Origin of the sequence: Flavobacterium sp. (assembly GCF_031423415.1) — a bacterium.
Lineage (GTDB): Bacteria > Bacteroidota > Bacteroidia > Flavobacteriales > Flavobacteriaceae > Flavobacterium.
The window spans coordinates 73,568-90,899 of the sequence record NZ_JANPFL010000102.1 but is presented as its reverse complement, the minus strand read 5'-3'; the positions used below and the strand labels follow the sequence as shown (position 1 = coordinate 90,899).

20 protein-coding genes are annotated in these 17,332 nt (G+C 33.7%); 12 read left to right on the top strand and 8 right to left on the bottom strand.

Translation table 11 applies throughout. The features are described 5' to 3' along the window. The 3 genes from RMO83_RS09370 to RMO83_RS09360 form a co-directional block, all read left to right on the top strand. The coding region (locus RMO83_RS09370; protein WP_310559420.1) for an IS4 family transposase at positions 1-812 on the top strand (812 nt) is incomplete at its 5' end. Positions 813-1,132: 320 nt separating this feature from the next. Further along, a complete protein-coding gene (locus RMO83_RS09365) occupies positions 1,133-1,429 on the top strand; it encodes a hypothetical protein (RefSeq protein WP_310559419.1) in 297 nt (98 codons plus the stop codon). Continuing rightward, the gene (locus RMO83_RS09360) at positions 1,426-2,079 is read left to right on the top strand and encodes a hypothetical protein (protein WP_310559418.1); all 654 of its coding nucleotides are present in this window, start codon (positions 1,426-1,428) and stop codon (positions 2,077-2,079) included. The genes RMO83_RS09365 and RMO83_RS09360 overlap by 4 nt, the downstream gene beginning before the upstream one ends. A gap of 86 nt (positions 2,080-2,165) precedes the next feature. Here RMO83_RS09360 and RMO83_RS09355 read toward each other — a convergent pair whose 3' ends face one another. The 8 genes from RMO83_RS09355 to RMO83_RS09320 form a co-directional block, all read right to left on the bottom strand. After that, positions 2,166-2,651: a DUF6646 family protein gene (locus RMO83_RS09355; RefSeq protein ID WP_310559417.1), complete on the bottom strand. Its 486-nt coding sequence runs from the start codon at positions 2,649-2,651 to the stop codon at positions 2,166-2,168. Positions 2,652-2,680: 29 nt separating this feature from the next. Continuing rightward, positions 2,681-3,406, bottom strand: coding sequence for a metallophosphoesterase family protein (locus RMO83_RS09350; protein WP_310559416.1), 726 nt, complete (start codon positions 3,404-3,406; stop codon positions 2,681-2,683). A 169-nt stretch (positions 3,407-3,575) separates the two neighbouring features. After that, a complete protein-coding gene (locus RMO83_RS09345) occupies positions 3,576-4,076 on the bottom strand; it encodes an STM3941 family protein (protein ID WP_310559415.1) in 501 nt (166 codons plus the stop codon). Positions 4,077-4,264: 188 nt separating this feature from the next. Next, positions 4,265-5,404 (bottom strand): ATP-binding protein, encoded by a 1,140-nt coding sequence (locus RMO83_RS09340; protein ID WP_310559414.1) that lies wholly within the window; start codon positions 5,402-5,404, stop codon positions 4,265-4,267. 51 nt (positions 5,405-5,455) lie between these two features. Further along, positions 5,456-5,779 (bottom strand): hypothetical protein, encoded by a 324-nt coding sequence (locus RMO83_RS09335; protein ID WP_310559413.1) that lies wholly within the window; start codon positions 5,777-5,779, stop codon positions 5,456-5,458. Continuing rightward, complete coding sequence (locus RMO83_RS09330) at positions 5,767-5,964, bottom strand: hypothetical protein (RefSeq protein ID WP_310559412.1); 198 nt, start codon at positions 5,962-5,964, stop codon at positions 5,767-5,769. Before RMO83_RS09330 ends, RMO83_RS09335 begins: the two co-directional genes overlap by 13 nt. Before the next feature lie 61 nt (positions 5,965-6,025). After that, the gene (locus tag RMO83_RS09325) at positions 6,026-6,778 is read right to left on the bottom strand and encodes an SDR family NAD(P)-dependent oxidoreductase (RefSeq protein ID WP_310559411.1); all 753 of its coding nucleotides are present in this window, start codon (positions 6,776-6,778) and stop codon (positions 6,026-6,028) included. 51 nt (positions 6,779-6,829) lie between these two features. Continuing rightward, on the bottom strand, positions 6,830-7,702 hold the full coding sequence (locus RMO83_RS09320; RefSeq protein WP_310559410.1) for an aldo/keto reductase: 873 nt from the start codon (positions 7,700-7,702) through the stop codon (positions 6,830-6,832). Positions 7,703-7,915: 213 nt separating this feature from the next. Between RMO83_RS09320 and RMO83_RS09315 the strand changes: the two genes are divergently transcribed. From RMO83_RS09315 to RMO83_RS09275, 9 genes are all read left to right on the top strand, one after another. After that, the gene (locus RMO83_RS09315) at positions 7,916-8,920 is read left to right on the top strand and encodes a MoxR family ATPase (protein ID WP_310559409.1); all 1,005 of its coding nucleotides are present in this window, start codon (positions 7,916-7,918) and stop codon (positions 8,918-8,920) included. Between the two features lie 78 nt (positions 8,921-8,998). Further along, on the top strand, positions 8,999-9,862 hold the full coding sequence (locus RMO83_RS09310; RefSeq protein ID WP_310559408.1) for a DUF58 domain-containing protein: 864 nt from the start codon (positions 8,999-9,001) through the stop codon (positions 9,860-9,862). 92 nt (positions 9,863-9,954) lie between these two features. Continuing rightward, the gene (locus tag RMO83_RS09305) at positions 9,955-10,314 is read left to right on the top strand and encodes a four helix bundle protein (RefSeq protein WP_310559407.1); all 360 of its coding nucleotides are present in this window, start codon (positions 9,955-9,957) and stop codon (positions 10,312-10,314) included. A 94-nt stretch (positions 10,315-10,408) separates the two neighbouring features. Next, entirely contained in the window at positions 10,409-12,034 is a 1,626-nt protein-coding gene (locus RMO83_RS09300; protein ID WP_310559406.1) for a hypothetical protein, read from the top strand. Then, the gene (locus RMO83_RS09295; RefSeq protein ID WP_310559405.1) at positions 12,034-13,035 is read left to right on the top strand and encodes a VWA domain-containing protein; all 1,002 of its coding nucleotides are present in this window, start codon (positions 12,034-12,036) and stop codon (positions 13,033-13,035) included. Before RMO83_RS09300 ends, RMO83_RS09295 begins: the two co-directional genes overlap by 1 nt. 59 nt (positions 13,036-13,094) lie before the next feature. Further along, positions 13,095-13,475, top strand: a complete 381-nt coding sequence (locus RMO83_RS09290) for a GxxExxY protein (protein ID WP_310559404.1) — start codon at positions 13,095-13,097, stop codon at positions 13,473-13,475. 66 nt (positions 13,476-13,541) lie between these two features. Continuing rightward, positions 13,542-14,576 carry a VWA domain-containing protein gene (locus tag RMO83_RS09285; protein WP_310559403.1) on the top strand — a complete coding sequence of 345 codons (1,035 nt, stop codon included), beginning with the start codon at positions 13,542-13,544 and terminating at the stop codon, positions 14,574-14,576. Next, positions 14,576-15,328 carry a tetratricopeptide repeat protein gene (locus RMO83_RS09280; RefSeq protein ID WP_310559402.1) on the top strand — a complete coding sequence of 251 codons (753 nt, stop codon included), beginning with the start codon at positions 14,576-14,578 and terminating at the stop codon, positions 15,326-15,328. The genes RMO83_RS09285 and RMO83_RS09280 overlap by 1 nt, the downstream gene beginning before the upstream one ends. A 119-nt stretch (positions 15,329-15,447) precedes the next feature. Continuing rightward, positions 15,448-17,208, top strand: coding sequence for a BatD family protein (locus RMO83_RS09275; protein ID WP_310559401.1), 1,761 nt, complete (start codon positions 15,448-15,450; stop codon positions 17,206-17,208). Positions 17,209-17,332 lie beyond the last annotated feature (124 nt).

The window sequence follows — 17,332 nt, the reverse complement described above, 5'->3', positions numbered from 1 at the left end:
AGATATTAAAATGCACAGGGAGAAAATCTTTAAGCGGTAAAAGTAAAGGCGGAATTAAAGCCCATTCGGTGCTAAATGCAGATGAAAAGGTTCCAGAAATGGTTTGGTTTTCTTCTGGAGCAACTAATGACCAACAATTTTTAAAGAAGCTCAAATTAGACAGTAATACAATATATGTGTTTGATAAGGGATATAATGATTATAAGGCTTTTAAACTTTTTACTGATAATGAAACAGGATTTGTAACAAGACTAAAAGACAATGCAAAATTTGAAATAAATGAAGAAAATAGTATTTCAGATACAATACACAGCGGTGTCTTATTAGACACAATTATAGAAGTAGAAGTCAAAGAAAATAACTTAGTTTCTAAACTAAAATTGAGAAAAATAAGATTTTATGACAGAGAAAATAAAAGAGTATTTGAATTTATTACTAATTTATTTGATTTTAGAGCAGATACCGTTGCAGCACTTTATAAAATACGTTGGCAAATAGAGTTAGTTTTTAAACAATTAAAACAAAATTTTCCTTTGAAATATTTTTTAGGAGATAATGAGAACGCAATAAAGATTCAGATATATTGTGCATTAATTGCCAATTTATTGATAGAGGTAATCAGAAAAACGCTAAAGAAAAAATGGTCTTTCTCAAATTTGGTTAGCTTTTGTAGAATTCATTTATTCAATTATATTCATATAGTAAAATTTCTTGAAAGTTCAGAAAAGCAATGGGAAATAGATAAGAATTATTATGTGCAATTTGGATTGTTTGACAAGAATTCAGCAGATGAAATTTTGAGTTCAGCATAAAAAAAAGGCACTCTTAAAACTTCAATATTTGAAAAAATATTTTTCTAAATTTCAAATATTGAGTTCTACAAAGAACACTAAAAAACAAGCAAAACAGTTGAAATGCTTATAAATAGTAGCTTTTCAAGTTTTTATCGGACAACAATGAATTAAAAAGAATATTTAAAGCCGAATTATTACTCAAAGCGATTAATAATGAAGTAACAGATGTTTTAACAAATATTATTAGTTCTTCTTTTGCACCAATATATGATAGTGGTTGTTGTTTAGGAAGAGAACGTGAGGATAGTTGGGTTGAAAAGGCAATTAACGATTCTCAAATGATTGAATCATACATAAGAAAAGGAGAATCAGAGATTCATTGGGAAGGACATCTAAAAAAGAGAAAACATTTCGAACTTGTAGAATTACTGTTGATAAACTATCCAATTGAAACGAGAAAACACGTAGCAAGAGTTAAAGAAAAATACAACTCTAAATCAATAAAAGAGATAATTGAAAACATCGATATAAATGTTCCAACAAATTTAATTAACTTTAAATTATCGGAAACAAGAAAACAATTGATGTTTAAATTGGTAACTTTGCGTATTGAAAAATTAATCCAATATTTATGAAAGCAATAGGAAATATACACCTTATCTGGAGACCAGGTAAAGGCAGTAGAAGAATTTCTGTTGGTACTATTAAGAAAAGTGCCTCGGAAGGAATCCGCTTTCAATACAATCAGGAAGGTGTTGAAGAAGCCAAGGCCTCAGGGTTTGTTCATTTTGAAGGTTTTCCAGATACAAATAAAATTTATACAGAAAATGTAATTGAAATTTTTGGTCAAAGATTAATGCGCAGTGAAAGACCAGATTTACAGGAGTTTTATGATTTTTGGAATATAGATTTAAGTAAGAAAGAAGATAAATTTTATATGTTAGCTTTTACCCAAGGTTTGTTGCCAACCGATAATTTTGAGTTTTTAGCTCAATTTAACCCTGTTGATAATTTATCTTTTGTAACCGAGATAACTAATTTGTCAGAGTCTCAAATCTCCTCCGATAAAGTTTCTATTGGAGATGTTTTAAGATATGAATTAGAGCCAACTAATTTATATGATAAAAAAGCTGTAAAAGTTTTTAAGCACGAATTGTACCTTGGACATATCAAATTAATTCACTGTAATGTTTTTCATAAAACAAATAAACAGTTTAATTTAATAGTGCAAGGAATAGAAAAAAATGGAGTGTTAAAACGAATTTTTTTTAAAGCTAGTCTTTAATTTAATATTATTTGTAAAAACTAAAGTTTCATAAAAAAAGCGGCTTGATTTTCGTCAAGCCGCTTTTTTATTTGTCGTAAACTTGACTAATCTAAATTGAACGAAGCTCCAATATTAAACGAGGAGCCATTGTTGTATTTCGAAATAGCCTCTGAATCATACTTTGCAAATGGAACAGAAAATTCAGTAAAAACTCCAAATCCCGTAGTGAAGAAATACCTTGCACCAAGATGTCCGCCAAAGTTTTTCAAACCTAAATTCAAACCAGGGTACAAATCAAATTTTGGAGAAACGTTCAATACACTTCCTAAATTAGCATTAATTCTTGCTTTAACATCAAAACGATAATCACTAGAAACGTCTTGAATTTGGCTTCCGCCCAACAAATAAGAAGCAAGAACTCCAATAGAAATGTTTTCGCCTAATCCAAAATCAGTAGAAGCCATAATTCCCGTTCCTCCATTTTGAACGGTCGCCCCGATACCGAGTTTTGCATCTCCTTTACCTTTAAAAGCTTGTGCATTAACCATAAAGAGTGCACCTAATAATACGATTGTAAAAATCTTTTTCATAGTGATGTTTTTTTTGCAAATATAGTATTTTAATTTCTTCCTTTTTCACTTGGGTATAAAGTTGGCAAAGGTTCGCTTTGCCAGAATTCTTTGCTGTCCACATCCATTATTGTTAGTGGCCCTCTGAATGCTGCTCCGGTATCCACATTCCATACGTTGGCCATTTGTACCGGAGTGGTTTTCTCAATTCGAGAAACTGGCGTGTGACCAATGTAAATTTCATTATACAAAGTCAATCGTTTTGGGTACAAAAGATCAGTTTTTTTCATCTTTTTATCCAATGCCAATGCGGTTTCCCAGAGCGTTCTATCCCAATAAAATAGTCTCGGAAAATATTCATAATCCACACCATTCATATTCGTAAAACCAGCATGAATGAACAACCGATTTTGTTCATCGAGATAGTAATTTTCTAATGACTGAATGAATTCAATGTGTTTTTGAATAGTCTCATTACTTACATTAGCATAAGCCAAAACAGTCGATTCACCGCCGTGCTTGTACCATAAAGGATTATCCTTTGTCTTAGTAAGCCAATCTAATAGTAATTCATCGTGGTTGCCAAGGATGAAAATGCAATTGTGCGTGGTTTTCAATTCGATCAAATAATCAATCACTTGGGGAGATTGGCTCCAGCCATCCACATAATCACCTAGAAAAATTAAGGTATCTTTTGGGGTAACTTTGGCTCTTTCCATAATTTGGTGCAGCGCCCGCAAACCACCGTGAATGTCGCCTATGACTAATGTTCTCATTTTGTTTTGTTTATTGTCTAATTGGTTTTGATTGAATTTTACATCTGATCATACTTCATATTTCTTAAAATTCTTAACGTTCTGGTACTGCAGCGGGTTTGGGACTAAATTAAAGCCATTCTTCGGATTTGCCAAATCTCCCAAATACAAAACCAACTTTCCATTAAGCCTATTGCCCAAATCCGTTGTGGTAGCTGTTGGCGGTAGTTTCTTCGAATTTTTCTGTAACTTTTTTAATTAAATCATCTAAAGAAATATCTAAAAGACCTGCCGAAAATAATTTGGGTTTAGTTGAGTTTTTCAAGGAAATTTTGAGCGCTGGAATTTCTATAAAAAAATTCATAGTAGTTTTTTCAACATTTTCAATATCGCGCCAAAATATTTTCCCTTTTGAAAATATTGATGTTCTATCCAAAATCCCATCATTGTCAATTTCGAATCCAACCTTATTTGTGACTAAACATTTGATTAAAAAAACAATTCCAACGCTCATAAGTCCGATAATAAGATAACCCATAAATTTTTTCAAATTTGGATCTGCTAATTTTGGAAATCTATCAAGAGCTTGCGTATCTCCATATAGTAACCAAAAACCAATTGCTATTAAGGCAAATCCATATAAAATTCTTAAAGAGATTTTAGTTCGATTGAAGTGTATGTTTTGTTCCATTTTTAGATAAGAGTTGTAAAATTACCGCCAACTCATTTATATACTCATTTTTTAATCTAAAAACTGAGCATATCTACCCATATTAGGGAAGATTGGCGAAGGTTTGTTGCGCTTTATTGTTTTTCAAATATAAATATAAATTAGAATAAACTATCAAAAGGATTTTCTGCCATTTAAATCTAAACTCTTTACTGCACATCATACTTCATCTTCCTCAGGATTCGTAACGCTTCTTTAAACGACAAATATACCGAAGTGAAAGGTTTCAAAAGCAATTTGGCATCAATCAATTTCTGCTTAGCATCTTCAAATCCGTTGAGGTAACAAATCATAAATGTCGAGGGTAAATTTTCTAAATCTTTCTGTTCTCGCTCAGTTAACGAAAGTCCTTTTTGAAGTTTGTTCAACAAAGAAATATTCGAATTATAAATATGAAACAACATTTTTCGATTGAATTCTGGCGGTTGAAAAAGGAATTCTCGGTCAATTTTATAATAGCCATTATCATGAAAATGAAGGGTTTGTTTTTCCAAAGGATAAAAACTTGTTTTGTCATTCAAACCCAAAGGAACATATTCTATAATCGTAAAAGAATCGTCGTCAAAAGTAATCGTCACCACATCCTGAGCAGAGTAAAACAGCTTGATTTGCTCATTAATGAGTTCAATGTCAACTCTAGAAAGAAAGGTGGTGTCTCGGTGTTTTTTAGGCACGCCAGCCCAGCAAATGACAAATAATTCCTTGAAGACTTTGTATTTTGGCGCCATATCTTTGTGCCGAAAATTCATAAAATCAATTACGCCATCTAGCGTGTAACCAATGCTATTTCTGGAATTATTTTCAATTCTAATGACGGTTTCGGTGTTTTGATAATTTTTTTCGACTTCCTCTTCAACAGGAACGGTATTACTGCCCCGACGAATAAAAACGCTATTGGCTGGAATCGTATAAATGCCTTTTTTGAAATGTGAGGTTTTGCTTTTGGCTTTTATGGTAACTAATCCTACCACTTTATCTTTAGGTAAATTAGGGAAAGGCACATTCTCGTATTGAATTTTAGGTGGATTTTCAAGATAGGCATTCACCAAATTCTGAATCCGACTGTCATCAAAAAAATCATCGCCTACAATCTCGTTATCCTGATCTTCGACACCCACAACGATATAGGAATTATTGGCAGGATTCGAGTTGGATAAAGCGCAAATGTGTTTCAAAAACTTGGCTTTTCCCTCACGCGAATGTAAATTCAACTGGCGTTTTTTGTCATAAAAACTACTCTCATCATTGTGAGCTAATAGGTTTTTGATAAGCAGCCGTTTGTTAATCATTTTTTAAAAATAAAAAAAGAGCAATGTTACAATTTGCTCTTGTGATTGCATTCAAAGCCACTTAATTTCTTCACAATGGCTGTTTATAATGTTGGTAATAAGATAATTGTTGTTTTTATTTTCAAAAAAAACATACCAAGTTGTTCGTTGATTCGATTTATAGAAAATGTATTTTGAACCAAAATTTTTTAGTGCTGCAGGAGTATTTTTGGAAGGGAAAGTAGCAATATCACTTTCTATGAAATCGATTATTTTATCTTTGTACAATATAGAATTTTCTACATAACTAAAATATTTTTCTTTAAACAAATTAAAAATAAGCTCATTTAGGTAATTTTCTACTTCGGTCTTGTAAACAATAATTACTTTTTCCACGGAAGAGATTTTATAAACTCAGTTGTTCGTTTTCTAAATTCTTCAACAGTGAGCCCTTTTTTAAATTCTTCATCAAAATCAAAACTAGTTTGTTTTTTAAGGGTTTCAATTTCATCTAAAACTGTTTGGTCTTCAATGGATAAAATCCAATCTATAATTTCTTTTTTTTGTGTTGCGATTTCCATTTTTATAGAATTTACTTCAAAGTTAACGATTTTATGTATTGCTTCTAAAACTTTAAAAAATTTAAGTCCGATTTACAATGGTTGCCGAGGCTTGAGCGGTTGGAAACACAATCAAATCGGCAATATTGACATGATAAGGTCTCGAAACTACAAAATGGATAATATCGGCAATATCTTCTGGTGTTAAGGGTTTTAGACCTTTGTAAGTATTGGCAGCTTTGTCCTTGTCACCTTTGAAACGTACTTCGCTAAACTCGGTTTCTACCATTCCTGGATGAATAGCACCAACCCGAATTCCGTAAGGATTCAAGTCCATTCGCATACTTTTATTCAAGGCATCAACGGCAAATTTTGATGCGCAATACACATTTCCGTTCGGATACACTTCTTTGCCGGCAACGGAACCAATGTTGATAATATGACCCGATTTTTGTTCTATCATTTTTGGAATTATAGCTTTCGAAACATACAAAAGACCTTTTACATTGATGTCGATCATAGCATCCCAATCGTCTAAATTGCCCTCTTGTATACTACTTAGTCCGTGAGCATTTCCAGCATTATTAATCAAAACATCAATTTTTGAAAAAGCAGAAGGCAAAGAAATAATGCTTTCAAAAACCGCTTTTTTATCCCGAACGTCAAAGGACAAAGTATAAATTTCTGTAAATTCCGAAAGTTCTTTTTCGAGAGATTTCAATCTATCTTCTCTTCGTCCGCAAAGGATAATTTTATACTTATTTTGAGCCAATATTCTTGCTGTTGCTCTTCCAATGCCGCTTGTTGCTCCTGTAACTAGGGCTATTTTACTCATATTTTATTGTTTTTTTAATCGTAATTAGCATTATTATTTTTCAAATATTTTTTATGGAATTGGATTTCCAGTACTTGCAGTCCAAAAGGAAAACCAATCTTCTAATTCCAATTGAACTTCTATAGCTTTCATCAAATTAGTGATTCTAGATTTATCGGCGGTGCCAAAAACCGGTAAAATTCCCGCAGGATGTTTCAAAATCCAGGCAAGAAGCAAAACGTCTATTTCGACATTGTATTTTAGCGAAAGTTGGTCTGCCAATTTCTTGATTCGGATCGATTTATCGTCGGCTTTTTTGAAAACACTTCCCATTGGTGACCAGCACATAGGTCGAATTTTGTTAAGTTGCATATAATCTAAACTTCCGTCGAGCATTGGTTCTAAATGCGTAACCGAAAACTCGATTTGGTTGTAATTAATTTTCGTTTTTGTCTGGATTAAATCGGTTTGGCTCGGAGTAAAATTAGAAACGCCAACATCGAGGATTTTTCCATCAGTTTTAAGTTTTTCAATCGCTTCGGCAATCTCATCAGCTTGCATCAAAGGGCTTGGCCTGTGCAACAAAAACAAATCCAGATAATCTGTTTTTAAATTTTTTAAAGAGTTTTCGGCGGACCAAATGATGTGCGATTTCGAATAATTGTAGTGATGGATTTTAGTATTTCTGTTGGCTGTCGGTAATTGAATGCCGCATTTTGAAATCAGTTGAATGTCTTTTCTTTTAATCTGGCTTTCGCCAAAAGCGTTTCCAAAATCAGCTTCAGTGGTATAACCGCCATAAATATCGGCATGATCAAATGTGGTAATTCCGATTTCAATGCAGGAATTCATTAAATCAGTTATCTGATTTTTGTCCAGCTTCTTGCCCCAAATTCCCCAAGTCATTGTACCAGCTATAATTTTGGAAAAAGGTGTTTGTGTCATTGGTTTCAATTGTATAAAATTAGTAGTGAATTCTTAATTCGGATGTGTTTTTTTTTAAAAGTTTAAAATTATGAAAATACTATCACAAAACATCCTTAAAATTCAGTGTTTGTGAGAAGTTTTAACCATTTATTAACATCTTACTTCTAAAAAAAAATTCAATTTGCACCATCAAAAAAAATGAACACAGTTTACAGCAAATAAAATACTAAAATGGAAGAAAACACAAGTACTTTGGACATCAGGGCCATCAATGAAAAAATAGAAAGAGAAAGTGCCTTCATCGATTTACTTACCATGGAAATGAATAAAGTAATCGTAGGTCAAAAACATATGATTGAGCGATTATTAATTGGACTTTTGGGGCAAGGACATATTTTACTTGAAGGGGTTCCTGGATTGGCAAAAACATTAGCGATAAACACTTTGGCGCAAGCCGTTCAAGGATCGTTTAGTAGAATCCAGTTTACTCCTGATTTATTACCGGCCGATGTGGTGGGAACTATGATTTACAATATTAAATCCAATGAATTTTCTATAAAAAAAGGACCCATTTTCGCTAATTTCGTTCTTGCAGATGAGATCAACCGTGCGCCGGCCAAAGTACAATCGGCATTGTTAGAAGCAATGCAGGAAAAACAAGTGACTATTGGCGATACCACTTTCAAATTGGATAAACCTTTTTTGGTTTTAGCAACACAAAACCCGATAGAACAAGAAGGAACTTATCCTTTGCCAGAAGCGCAAGTTGACCGTTTTATGTTGAAAACCGTGATTGATTATCCTAAAATGGAAGATGAGAGAATGGTCGTGCGTCAAAACCTAAAAGGAAGTTACGAAAAAGTAAATCCGGTAGTTTCTGTAGCACAAATTTTGCGTGCGCAAGAAGCCGTTCGCGAAGTTTATATGGATGAGAAAATTGAAAAATACATCCTAGATATTATTTTCGCCACTCGTTATCCTGAAAAGTACAAATTGGCTGATTTGAAACCACTAATTAGTTTCGGAGCTTCGCCACGTGGAAGTATTAATTTGGCGAATGCTGCAAAATGTTATGCTTTTATCAAACGTCGTGGCTATGTAATTCCAGAAGACGTTCGCGCCGTGGTTCACGATGTATTGCGTCACAGAATTGGAATTACGTATGAGGCAGAAGCTGAAAATATTACTTCAGTTGACATCATTAACAAAATCGTAAACGAGATTGAAGTACCTTAAATCAGTTAGCAGTGGTCAGTTTATAAGTGGTCAGTCAAGTACTGAATACTAAAATCTGAACACTGAACACTCTCTATAATGGAAACAAAAGACCTCTTAAAAAAAGTACGAAAAATAGAAATCAAAACCCGAAGATTGAGCGATCATATCTTTTCGGGGGAATACCACACCTCGTTCAAAGGTCGTGGAATGACTTTTAGCGAAGTGCGTCCGTATCAATATGGCGATGATATTCGTGCGATTGACTGGAACGTTACAGCTCGTTACAACGAAGCACACGTGAAAGTTTTCGAGGAAGAACGCGAATTGACAATGATGTTGATGGTGGATATTTCGGGTTCAGAAAGTTTTGGTTCCAAAAACCAATTCAAAAAAGATATCGTTACCGAAATTGCAGCAACAATGGCGTTTTCGGCAACGCAAAACAATGATAAAATTGGCTTAATTTTGTTTTCAGACCAAATCGAATTATATATTCCGCCAAAAAAAGGACGTTCACACGTTTTGAGAATCATTCGTGAATTAATCGAATTCGAACCTAAAAGCCACAAAACAGATATTGCTCAAGCCTTAAAATTCTTGTCAAGTACTCAGAAAAAGAAAGCCATCGTCTTTGTAATTTCGGATTTCATTTCTGAAGATTACGAGCATACGTTGAAAATAGCTTCTAAGAAACACGATATTACAGGAATCCGAGTATATGATATTCGCGAAGAGAAAATGCCAAATTTAGGAATGGTTTCGATGCTTGATGCTGAAACTGGCGAAACACAATTAATAAATACAGGTTCGAAATCAGTGCGACTCAATTATGAAAAATACTATAACGAAAAAGTAAAATATTTCAAGGAAACTTTCAGTAAGTCTGGAGCTGGCGTAGTAAATACAAGGGTTGACGAAAGTTATGTAACTAAATTATTGGGCTATTTTAAATCGAGATAAAGATTTCAGATTGAAGATTAACGATTTTTGATTTCAGATTTGGCTAGATAGGAAAAGGTAATTTTTGATTTAGTGAAAAAAAAACAATAAAAATGAACAAACAAGAACTTGAAAATAGATTGATAGATTTTGCAGCAATGATTATAATCACAGCAAATAGTTTTAAAAACAATTATGCTGGGAATCATTTAGCAGGCCAAATTATTCGTTCAGGAACGTCTCCAGCATTAAACTATGGGGAAGCCCAAAGCGCCGAAAGCAGCAGAGATTTTGTTCATAAGATGGGAATATGTTTGAAAGAATTAAGAGAAAGTTTTGTTTGTTTAAAAATTATTGAAAAAGCAAATCTAACAACCGATTTGAACGGATTGGCGCTTCCAAAAAACGAAGCCAACGAGTTAATTTCAATTTTTGTATCAAGTATTAAAACGGCTAAAGCAAATATGAAATGATTTTAAAATAAGAAAGATTCGATAATTTCTACATAGATCTGAAATCAAGAATCGTTAATCTTCAGTCAAAAATCAAAAGTTTGCCAAATCAAAAATGAAAAAATTACTATTATACTTTCTGTTTTCCACTGCTGTTTTTGCACAACAAAAGCAAGTGACAACCAGTATTGATACTACCAAAAATAAAATTGGAGCCGAATTCAAGCTTACGTTGAAAACCAATGTCGATACTTTGTCGAAAGTAGTTTTCCCGAACGCAAAAAGCTTAGGTGCGCTCGAAGTAATTCAGTCGTATCCAATTGACACGATTCGGAAAAATGACCGTTACGAATTAATCAAAAAATACGGCTTGACCCAATTCGATTCCGGGAAATACACGATTCCGAGCATAAAAATTTTAATTAATAACAAAGCTTTTTTATCAGATTCGCTTAAAGTTGAGGTTGCCAATGTTCAAGTGGATACCTTGAAACAAAAAATGTATGACATCAAGGATATTGTTCCAGCCAATGAAGGAATGGGCAACTGGTGGAAATATATTTTGGTTTTATTACTACTAGTAGGAAGTGGAGCATTTATTTATTGGTATTTAAAAATTCGTCAAAAGAAGCAAATAGAAAAAGAAATTTATAAAACCCCAATCGAAAAAGCGACTAGTTTGCTGAACAATTTGGAAAAAAAAGAACTTTGGCAACACGGCGAAGTCAAAGCATATTACAGTGAATTGACCGATATTGTTAGAAATTATATTGAAGAAGCCATCGAAATTCCAGCAATGGAAAGTACGACTTCGGAATTGATTGAAAGTCTTAAAATCGCTTCTCAGAAAAAGAAAATGAAGCTGTCGCAAGAAACCATCGACAATTTGTTTATGGTTCTCAAACAAGCTGATTTAGTGAAATTTGCCAAGTCAAAACCGTTAGATTTTGAAATCACCGAAGACCGCAAAAAGATAGAAAGATCTATTATAACCTTGGATAAATCCATTCCAGTTGTAATCGAAAACAATGATGAAATGTTGCTTAACGAAATGCAACGTCAAGAACAATTGAAGCGAGAATTGCAAAAAAAGAAAAAAGCTCGCATTATGACCGCTGCTGGTGTTATCGTGGGACTTGTTTTTGGAATATTGATTTTCTTGGTTACGACCAAAGGCTTTGATTATGTTAAAGACAACATATTGGGCAGCCAAACAAAAGAATTATTGGAAGGCGATTGGATAAAAAGCGAATACGGAAATCCAATAGTAAGAATTGAAACACCGAAAGTGCTTAAACGAGTGGATTTGACAAAATCATTACCAAAAAATGGAATGGCTTTGATTAAAGAAATGCAGTCGTTTGCTTATGGAAGCCTGATTGATAACTTTTATGTTATGGTTTCTACCTTACATTTTAAGCAGCAAACACAAATCGATTTGGATAAATCATTGGATGGAGCTTTGCAATCTATGGAAGCTCAAGGTGCTCAAAATATGATTGTGAAAAAAGAAGATTTTGAAACAAAAGAAGGAATCAAAGGCCTGAAAGGCTTCGGAACATTTGCGCAAATTAACAGCAATAGTCAAAGCAGCACAAAATTATATTATGAAGTTTTAATTTTCAGTCAAGATGGCGGATTGCAGCAAATTATAATCGTTCACGAAGAAGGTGACAAATACGCCAATGAAATATCAGAACGAATTTTAAACTCAGTTGAACTTCAAAACACAAAACAATAATGGGAAAAGTAACTTTTTTAAACCCAGAGTTTTTTTGGCTGTTTCTTTTGATTCCGATGGCCGTTGCTTGGATGTATTGGAAAAGAAATGAACAATCGGCAACATTGAAGATGAGCTCGACGCAAGGATTCAAAGGGTCGAGTACTTTAGCAACAAAACTAAAACCGCTTTTGTATGTTTTGCGAATATTGGCTTTATGTTCCTTGATCATTGCTATGGCAAGACCAAGAACGGTTGATGTTAGCAATCAAACCAAAACAACCAGAGGAATTGATATTGTTTTGGCAATGGACGTTTCGGGAAGTATGCTTGCCAAAGATTTGAAACCAAACCGAATGGAAGCACTTAAGGATGTGGCTGCCGATTTCGTTGAACAAAGACCAAATGACCGAATCGGCCTCGTGGTTTATGCCTCTGAAGCTTATACAAAAACGCCAGTAACAAGCGATAAAGCCGTGGTTTTAGATGCCATAAATAGCATAAAATATGACCAAGTTTTACAAGATGGAACAGGAATTGGAATGGGATTGGCGACTGCTGTGAATCGATTAAAGGACAGCAAAGCCAAAAGCAAAGTTATTATTTTGTTGACCGATGGTGTAAATAACGCGGGTTTCATAGAGCCTGAAACTGCCGCTGATATTGCCAAACAATACGGAATAAAAGTATATACTATTGGAGTTGGAACTAACGGAATGGCAGAATCACCTTATGCACTTTCGCCAAACGGACAAATTTTATTCCAAATGATGAAAGTGGAAATTGACGAACAGTTAATGAGAAATATAGCCAGAAAAACGGAAGGAAAGTATTTTAGAGCAACGAGCAACAGTAAATTGGCCGAAATTTATGCCTCCATCAATAAACTGGAAACCACCGAAATCAAAGAATTAAGATTCTATGATTATGACGAAAAATACAGGCCTTTTGTTTGGTTGGCAGGATTTTTAATTTTGTTAGAATTAGGATTGCGAAACACGGTTTACAGAAGTTTTATTTAGTTTTAAACACAAAGGGCACAAGGAATCCACAAAGAGCACAAAGTAAACGATATAAAAATATGAGCGAGAATGATATATCAAAAATTGTTTTTGAAAGTGCTTTAAAAGTTCATCAAACTTTGGGCCTAGGATTATTAGAAAGCGCCTATGAAGAGTGTATGTTTTATGAATTAAAGAAGTATAATTTAAAAGTAGAAAAACAAAAACAATTGCCTTTGGTTTACGAAGAAGTTAAACTTGACGCAGGATATAGAATAGATATTATTGTAGAAGATAAATTTATAGTTGAAATTAAATCAGTTGAAGTCTTGAAAGATGTTCATCTGGCACAATTGCTAACCTACTTAAGATTATCAAATTGTAAATTAGGATTGTTAATTAATTTCAATGTTAGTTTATTAAAAAACGGTGTTAAAAGAGTAATAAACGGAACATTATAAATACAGTTTACAATTAACTTTGTGAACATAGTGAAAAAACTTAGTGACCTTCGTGGTTAAATGATAATGGAATTAGACGAATCAAAATATTTATACCTTCTTTTTATAGTGCCATTTTTTGTGCTGCTTTTTTTATACAATCAATATTGGAAAAGAAAAAAACAGCGCGAATTTGGTGATTTAGATATGGTTAAAAAATTAAGTCCCGAAAAATCTGTTTTCAAACCTATTTTGAAACTAATTGTAATGCTTTTGGCATTGGTAGGATTAATTTTAGGATTGGTAAATCCAAAGATTGGCACTAAAATGGAAACTGTAAAACGAGAAGGAATTGACATTGTATTTGCAATGGATGTTTCCAAAAGTATGCTCGCTGAAGATGTGGCGCCAAGCCGATTGGAAAAAAGCAAACAAATTGTTTCGCAAATCATCAATCAATTGGGCAGTGATAGAATAGGAATCGTAGCTTATGCAGGAAGCGCCTTTCCCGTTTTGCCAATTACAACTGATTATGGCGTTGCCAAAATGTTTCTTCAAAGTATGAATACCGACATCGTTTCTTCAAATGGAACCTCGCTTGACGAAGCCATAAAGATGTCGGCTACTTTTTTCGATGAAAAAAGCAAAACCAGTAAATTATTAATACTAATTTCGGATGGCGAAGATCATTCAGAAGGAGCAGAAGATGCAGCGGAAGAGGCAAACAAACTGGGAATGAAAATCATCACCATTGGTGTTGGAACCGAAAAAGGAAGCACAATTCCGCTCAGAATCAATGGCGTCGTCGAAAGTTTTAAAAGAGATAATAACAATGAAGTAGTTATCACAAAATTAAATAAAGAAGGACTAACCACCATTGCCAAAGCTACAAAAGGGGGATATGTCGACGGGAACAATACAAAAGCAGTTTTGGATTATGTGAAAAATGCGTTGGACAATATTCAAAAAACAGAATTCGAATCGACCCAAATGGCTAATTTTCAAGCCCAATTTCAGTGGTTTTTGGGTTTTGCATTTGTACTGTTGTTTCTAGATGTTTTCCTTTTAGAAAGAAAGACAAAATGGGTTCAAAAGTTGAATTTATTTAACGAAAAAGAATAATGAAAAATTATATTTTATATATTTTCCTAACACTTTCTTTTGCAGTTTCGGCGCAAGAGCAAGACAAAACTTTGCCAAAAGCGAACGATGAATATGCTGAAAAGAAATTTGTTGATGCTGAGGCAAATTACCGGATTTCGCATTCCAAATTTCCAAAAAGAACTGTTGCTCCTTTCAATTTAGGGAATGCCATTTACAAACAAAACCAAGCTGCAGAAGCCAAATTTGCTTATAACACCGCATTAACAAACACAAAGTCAAGAGTGCAACGTCATAAAGTGTTTCACAACTTGGGGAATGTTTTTATGAAAGAAAAGGATTATTCGAACGCCGTTGAAGCCTATAAAAATGCGTTGCGAAACAAACCATCTGATGAAGAAACTCGTTATAATTATGCTTTGGCCAAAAAGATGCTAAAAGAAAATCCACCAAAGGACGATAAGAATAAAGACAAAAATAAAGACAAGGACAAAAACAAAAAGGACGACAAGAAAGACGGAGATAAAGATAAAAAAGACGATAAAAAGGACGGAGATAAAGACAAAGACAAAAAAGATAACAAGGGAGATAAGGATAAAAAAGATGAAAAACCAAAGGACGAGGGAAAACCAAAACCAAAGCCAGGCGGAATTTCTAAACAAAGAACTGAAAATCTTTTGGATGCCGTAAATAACGAAGAGAAGAAAATTCAAGACAAGGTGAATGCCCAAAAAGTTAAAGGAAAACCAGTTCAAACCGAAAAAGATTGGTAATTCAATGATATTAAAAAAATTGAATAATTCCATTTTTAGAATTTAAAAATAATAACAAAATAAAATGTACCCAGTTTCAACTCCCTCTCCTTCGGAGAGGGTTGGGGTGAGGAAATAAAATGAAAAAATTCATAATAGCGATAGTTTTAATAGTATGCAATTCACTTTTGGCTCAAGTACAATTTGAAGCCAAAGTGAGTAAAACTTCGCTTGGACTTAACGAAAGACTTCGCATAGATTTCGTAATGAATATGGACGGAGACAACTTCACACAACCGTCATTTGAGGGATTTAGAGTTATTGCAGGACCAAGCCAGCAAGTAAGTCAGTCGTGGATAAACGGAAAAAGTTCTTTTGAAAAAATATATTCTTATTATCTTTTGCCTAATCAAAAAGGGATTCTGATTATCAGACAAGCTACTATTGAATATAACGGTCAAATTTATAAAACATCTCCAATAAAAATTACGGTCACTAACGCAGTGCAAGAAGCAAGAAACCCAGATGACGCACCTCAAGTTTCTGCCGATGATAACTTGTATTTGGTTGCCGATATTTCTAAAACAAATCCGTACATCAACGAACCAATTACCGTAGTCTACAAACTGTATTTCAGTTACAATATTGGAATTACAAATTGGAGAGAATTAGACAAACCGAAATACAATGATTTTTGGAGTCAAAATATTGACATCAAACAACTAGTGGGCGAAGAAGGAATGTTTAAAGGCGAGAAATACCGTTTTGTAGTACTTCGAAAAACCGTTTTGTATCCGCAAAAATCGGGCAAATTAGTTATCGAACCTTTATCATTAGATATTGATGTCCAATTGCCAACCAATCGTCGAGATATGTTTGGACGTGTTGTCGTGACTAATGACAACAAAAGAGTTTCGGCCGGAGCCAAGACAATTGCCGTAAAAGCACTTCCAGAAGCTGGCAAACCAGCAGATTTTTCAGGAGCTGTAGGTAAATTTGATTTTAGAGTAACGCCTTCGAAAACGAATTTAAAAAACGGTGAAAGCTTAGATTTATTGGTAAATGTTTCTGGAAGCGGAAATATGAAATTGTTCAATTTGCCAAAACCTGTTGTTCCAAATTCACTCGAAATGTACGATCCTGTTCACGACGAGAAAGTGAACACTAGTTTATCAGGAATGTCTGGAAAAATCTCCGATAATTATACGGTTATTCCGCAATTCAAAGGGAATTATCCAATAAAACCAATGCAGTTTTCGTACTTTGATTTAAGTTCTGGAAAATACAAAACGATTACCTCACCAGAAATAATGATAAATGTTCTTGATGGACCTTCGGCCAATGATCAAGTAGCAGCAACATCGCCGGGAACTTCTAAAAATATAGTTTCGAGTAGCGAACAATTCAAATATATTAAGTTGAAAACCGAGTTTATTTCAATGAAAGAGGAGGATTTTTTAGGGTCAAAAACATTTTATGGATTATTGCTTTTGCCATTTTTAATGTTGCCATTGATTGTATTATTCAAAAAGAAAAAAGAAGCCATTGATAGCGATGTATTTGGAAACCGAATAAAAATGAACAACAAATTGGCTAAAAAATATTTGTCAGAAGCCAAAAAACAAATCAACAACAAAGAGCCATTTTATGTGGCTTTAGAAAAAGCGATGCACAATTTCTTGAAAGCCAAGCTTCACATTGAAACCTCGGATATGAGTAAAAGCAATATTCAACAGCTTTTAACATCAAGAAATGCAAATGCTCAAACTGTAATCGATTTTGTCAACTTGACGGAAAACTGTGAATTGGCTCGTTTTGCACAATCATCAAGCACCGCGATTCAGCAGGATTTTGACAAAGCGGTGGAAATAATTTCGGATTTAGAAAAACAGATCACTTAAAAATGAGTACGAAGATAAAACGGATGCATACAACGCAGATGAAAACAGATTTCAAATAAAATCCGTAAAATCCGTGTTTTTGATTTATCGAATCAATTCCATCTATGTCCAAAAAACATACATA

Bases quoted from the DNA above. Each gene is read 5' to 3' on its own strand.
- RMO83_RS09365 (WP_310559419.1), top strand. From the start codon at position 1,133: ATGATTGAATCATACATAAGAAAAGGAGAATCAGAGATTCATTGGGAA.
- RMO83_RS09360 (WP_310559418.1), top strand. From the start codon at position 1,426: ATGAAAGCAATAGGAAATATACACCTTATCTGGAGACCAGGTAAAGGC.
- RMO83_RS09355 (WP_310559417.1), bottom strand. From the start codon at position 2,651: ATGAAAAAGATTTTTACAATCGTATTATTAGGTGCACTCTTTATGGTT.
- RMO83_RS09350 (WP_310559416.1), bottom strand. From the start codon at position 3,406: ATGAGAACATTAGTCATAGGCGACATTCACGGTGGTTTGCGGGCGCTG.
- RMO83_RS09345 (WP_310559415.1), bottom strand. From the start codon at position 4,076: ATGGAACAAAACATACACTTCAATCGAACTAAAATCTCTTTAAGAATT.
- RMO83_RS09340 (WP_310559414.1), bottom strand. From the start codon at position 5,404: ATGATTAACAAACGGCTGCTTATCAAAAACCTATTAGCTCACAATGAT.
- RMO83_RS09330 (WP_310559412.1), bottom strand. From the start codon at position 5,964: ATGGAAATCGCAACACAAAAAAAAGAAATTATAGATTGGATTTTATCC.
- RMO83_RS09325 (WP_310559411.1), bottom strand. From the start codon at position 6,778: ATGAGTAAAATAGCCCTAGTTACAGGAGCAACAAGCGGCATTGGAAGA.
- RMO83_RS09320 (WP_310559410.1), bottom strand. From the start codon at position 7,702: ATGACACAAACACCTTTTTCCAAAATTATAGCTGGTACAATGACTTGG.
- RMO83_RS09315 (WP_310559409.1), top strand. From the start codon at position 7,916: ATGGAAGAAAACACAAGTACTTTGGACATCAGGGCCATCAATGAAAAA.
- RMO83_RS09310 (WP_310559408.1), top strand. From the start codon at position 8,999: ATGGAAACAAAAGACCTCTTAAAAAAAGTACGAAAAATAGAAATCAAA.
- RMO83_RS09305 (WP_310559407.1), top strand. From the start codon at position 9,955: ATGAACAAACAAGAACTTGAAAATAGATTGATAGATTTTGCAGCAATG.
- RMO83_RS09300 (WP_310559406.1), top strand. From the start codon at position 10,409: ATGAAAAAATTACTATTATACTTTCTGTTTTCCACTGCTGTTTTTGCA.
- RMO83_RS09295 (WP_310559405.1), top strand. From the start codon at position 12,034: ATGGGAAAAGTAACTTTTTTAAACCCAGAGTTTTTTTGGCTGTTTCTT.
- RMO83_RS09290 (WP_310559404.1), top strand. From the start codon at position 13,095: ATGAGCGAGAATGATATATCAAAAATTGTTTTTGAAAGTGCTTTAAAA.
- RMO83_RS09285 (WP_310559403.1), top strand. From the start codon at position 13,542: ATGGAATTAGACGAATCAAAATATTTATACCTTCTTTTTATAGTGCCA.
- RMO83_RS09280 (WP_310559402.1), top strand. From the start codon at position 14,576: ATGAAAAATTATATTTTATATATTTTCCTAACACTTTCTTTTGCAGTT.
- RMO83_RS09275 (WP_310559401.1), top strand. From the start codon at position 15,448: ATGAAAAAATTCATAATAGCGATAGTTTTAATAGTATGCAATTCACTT.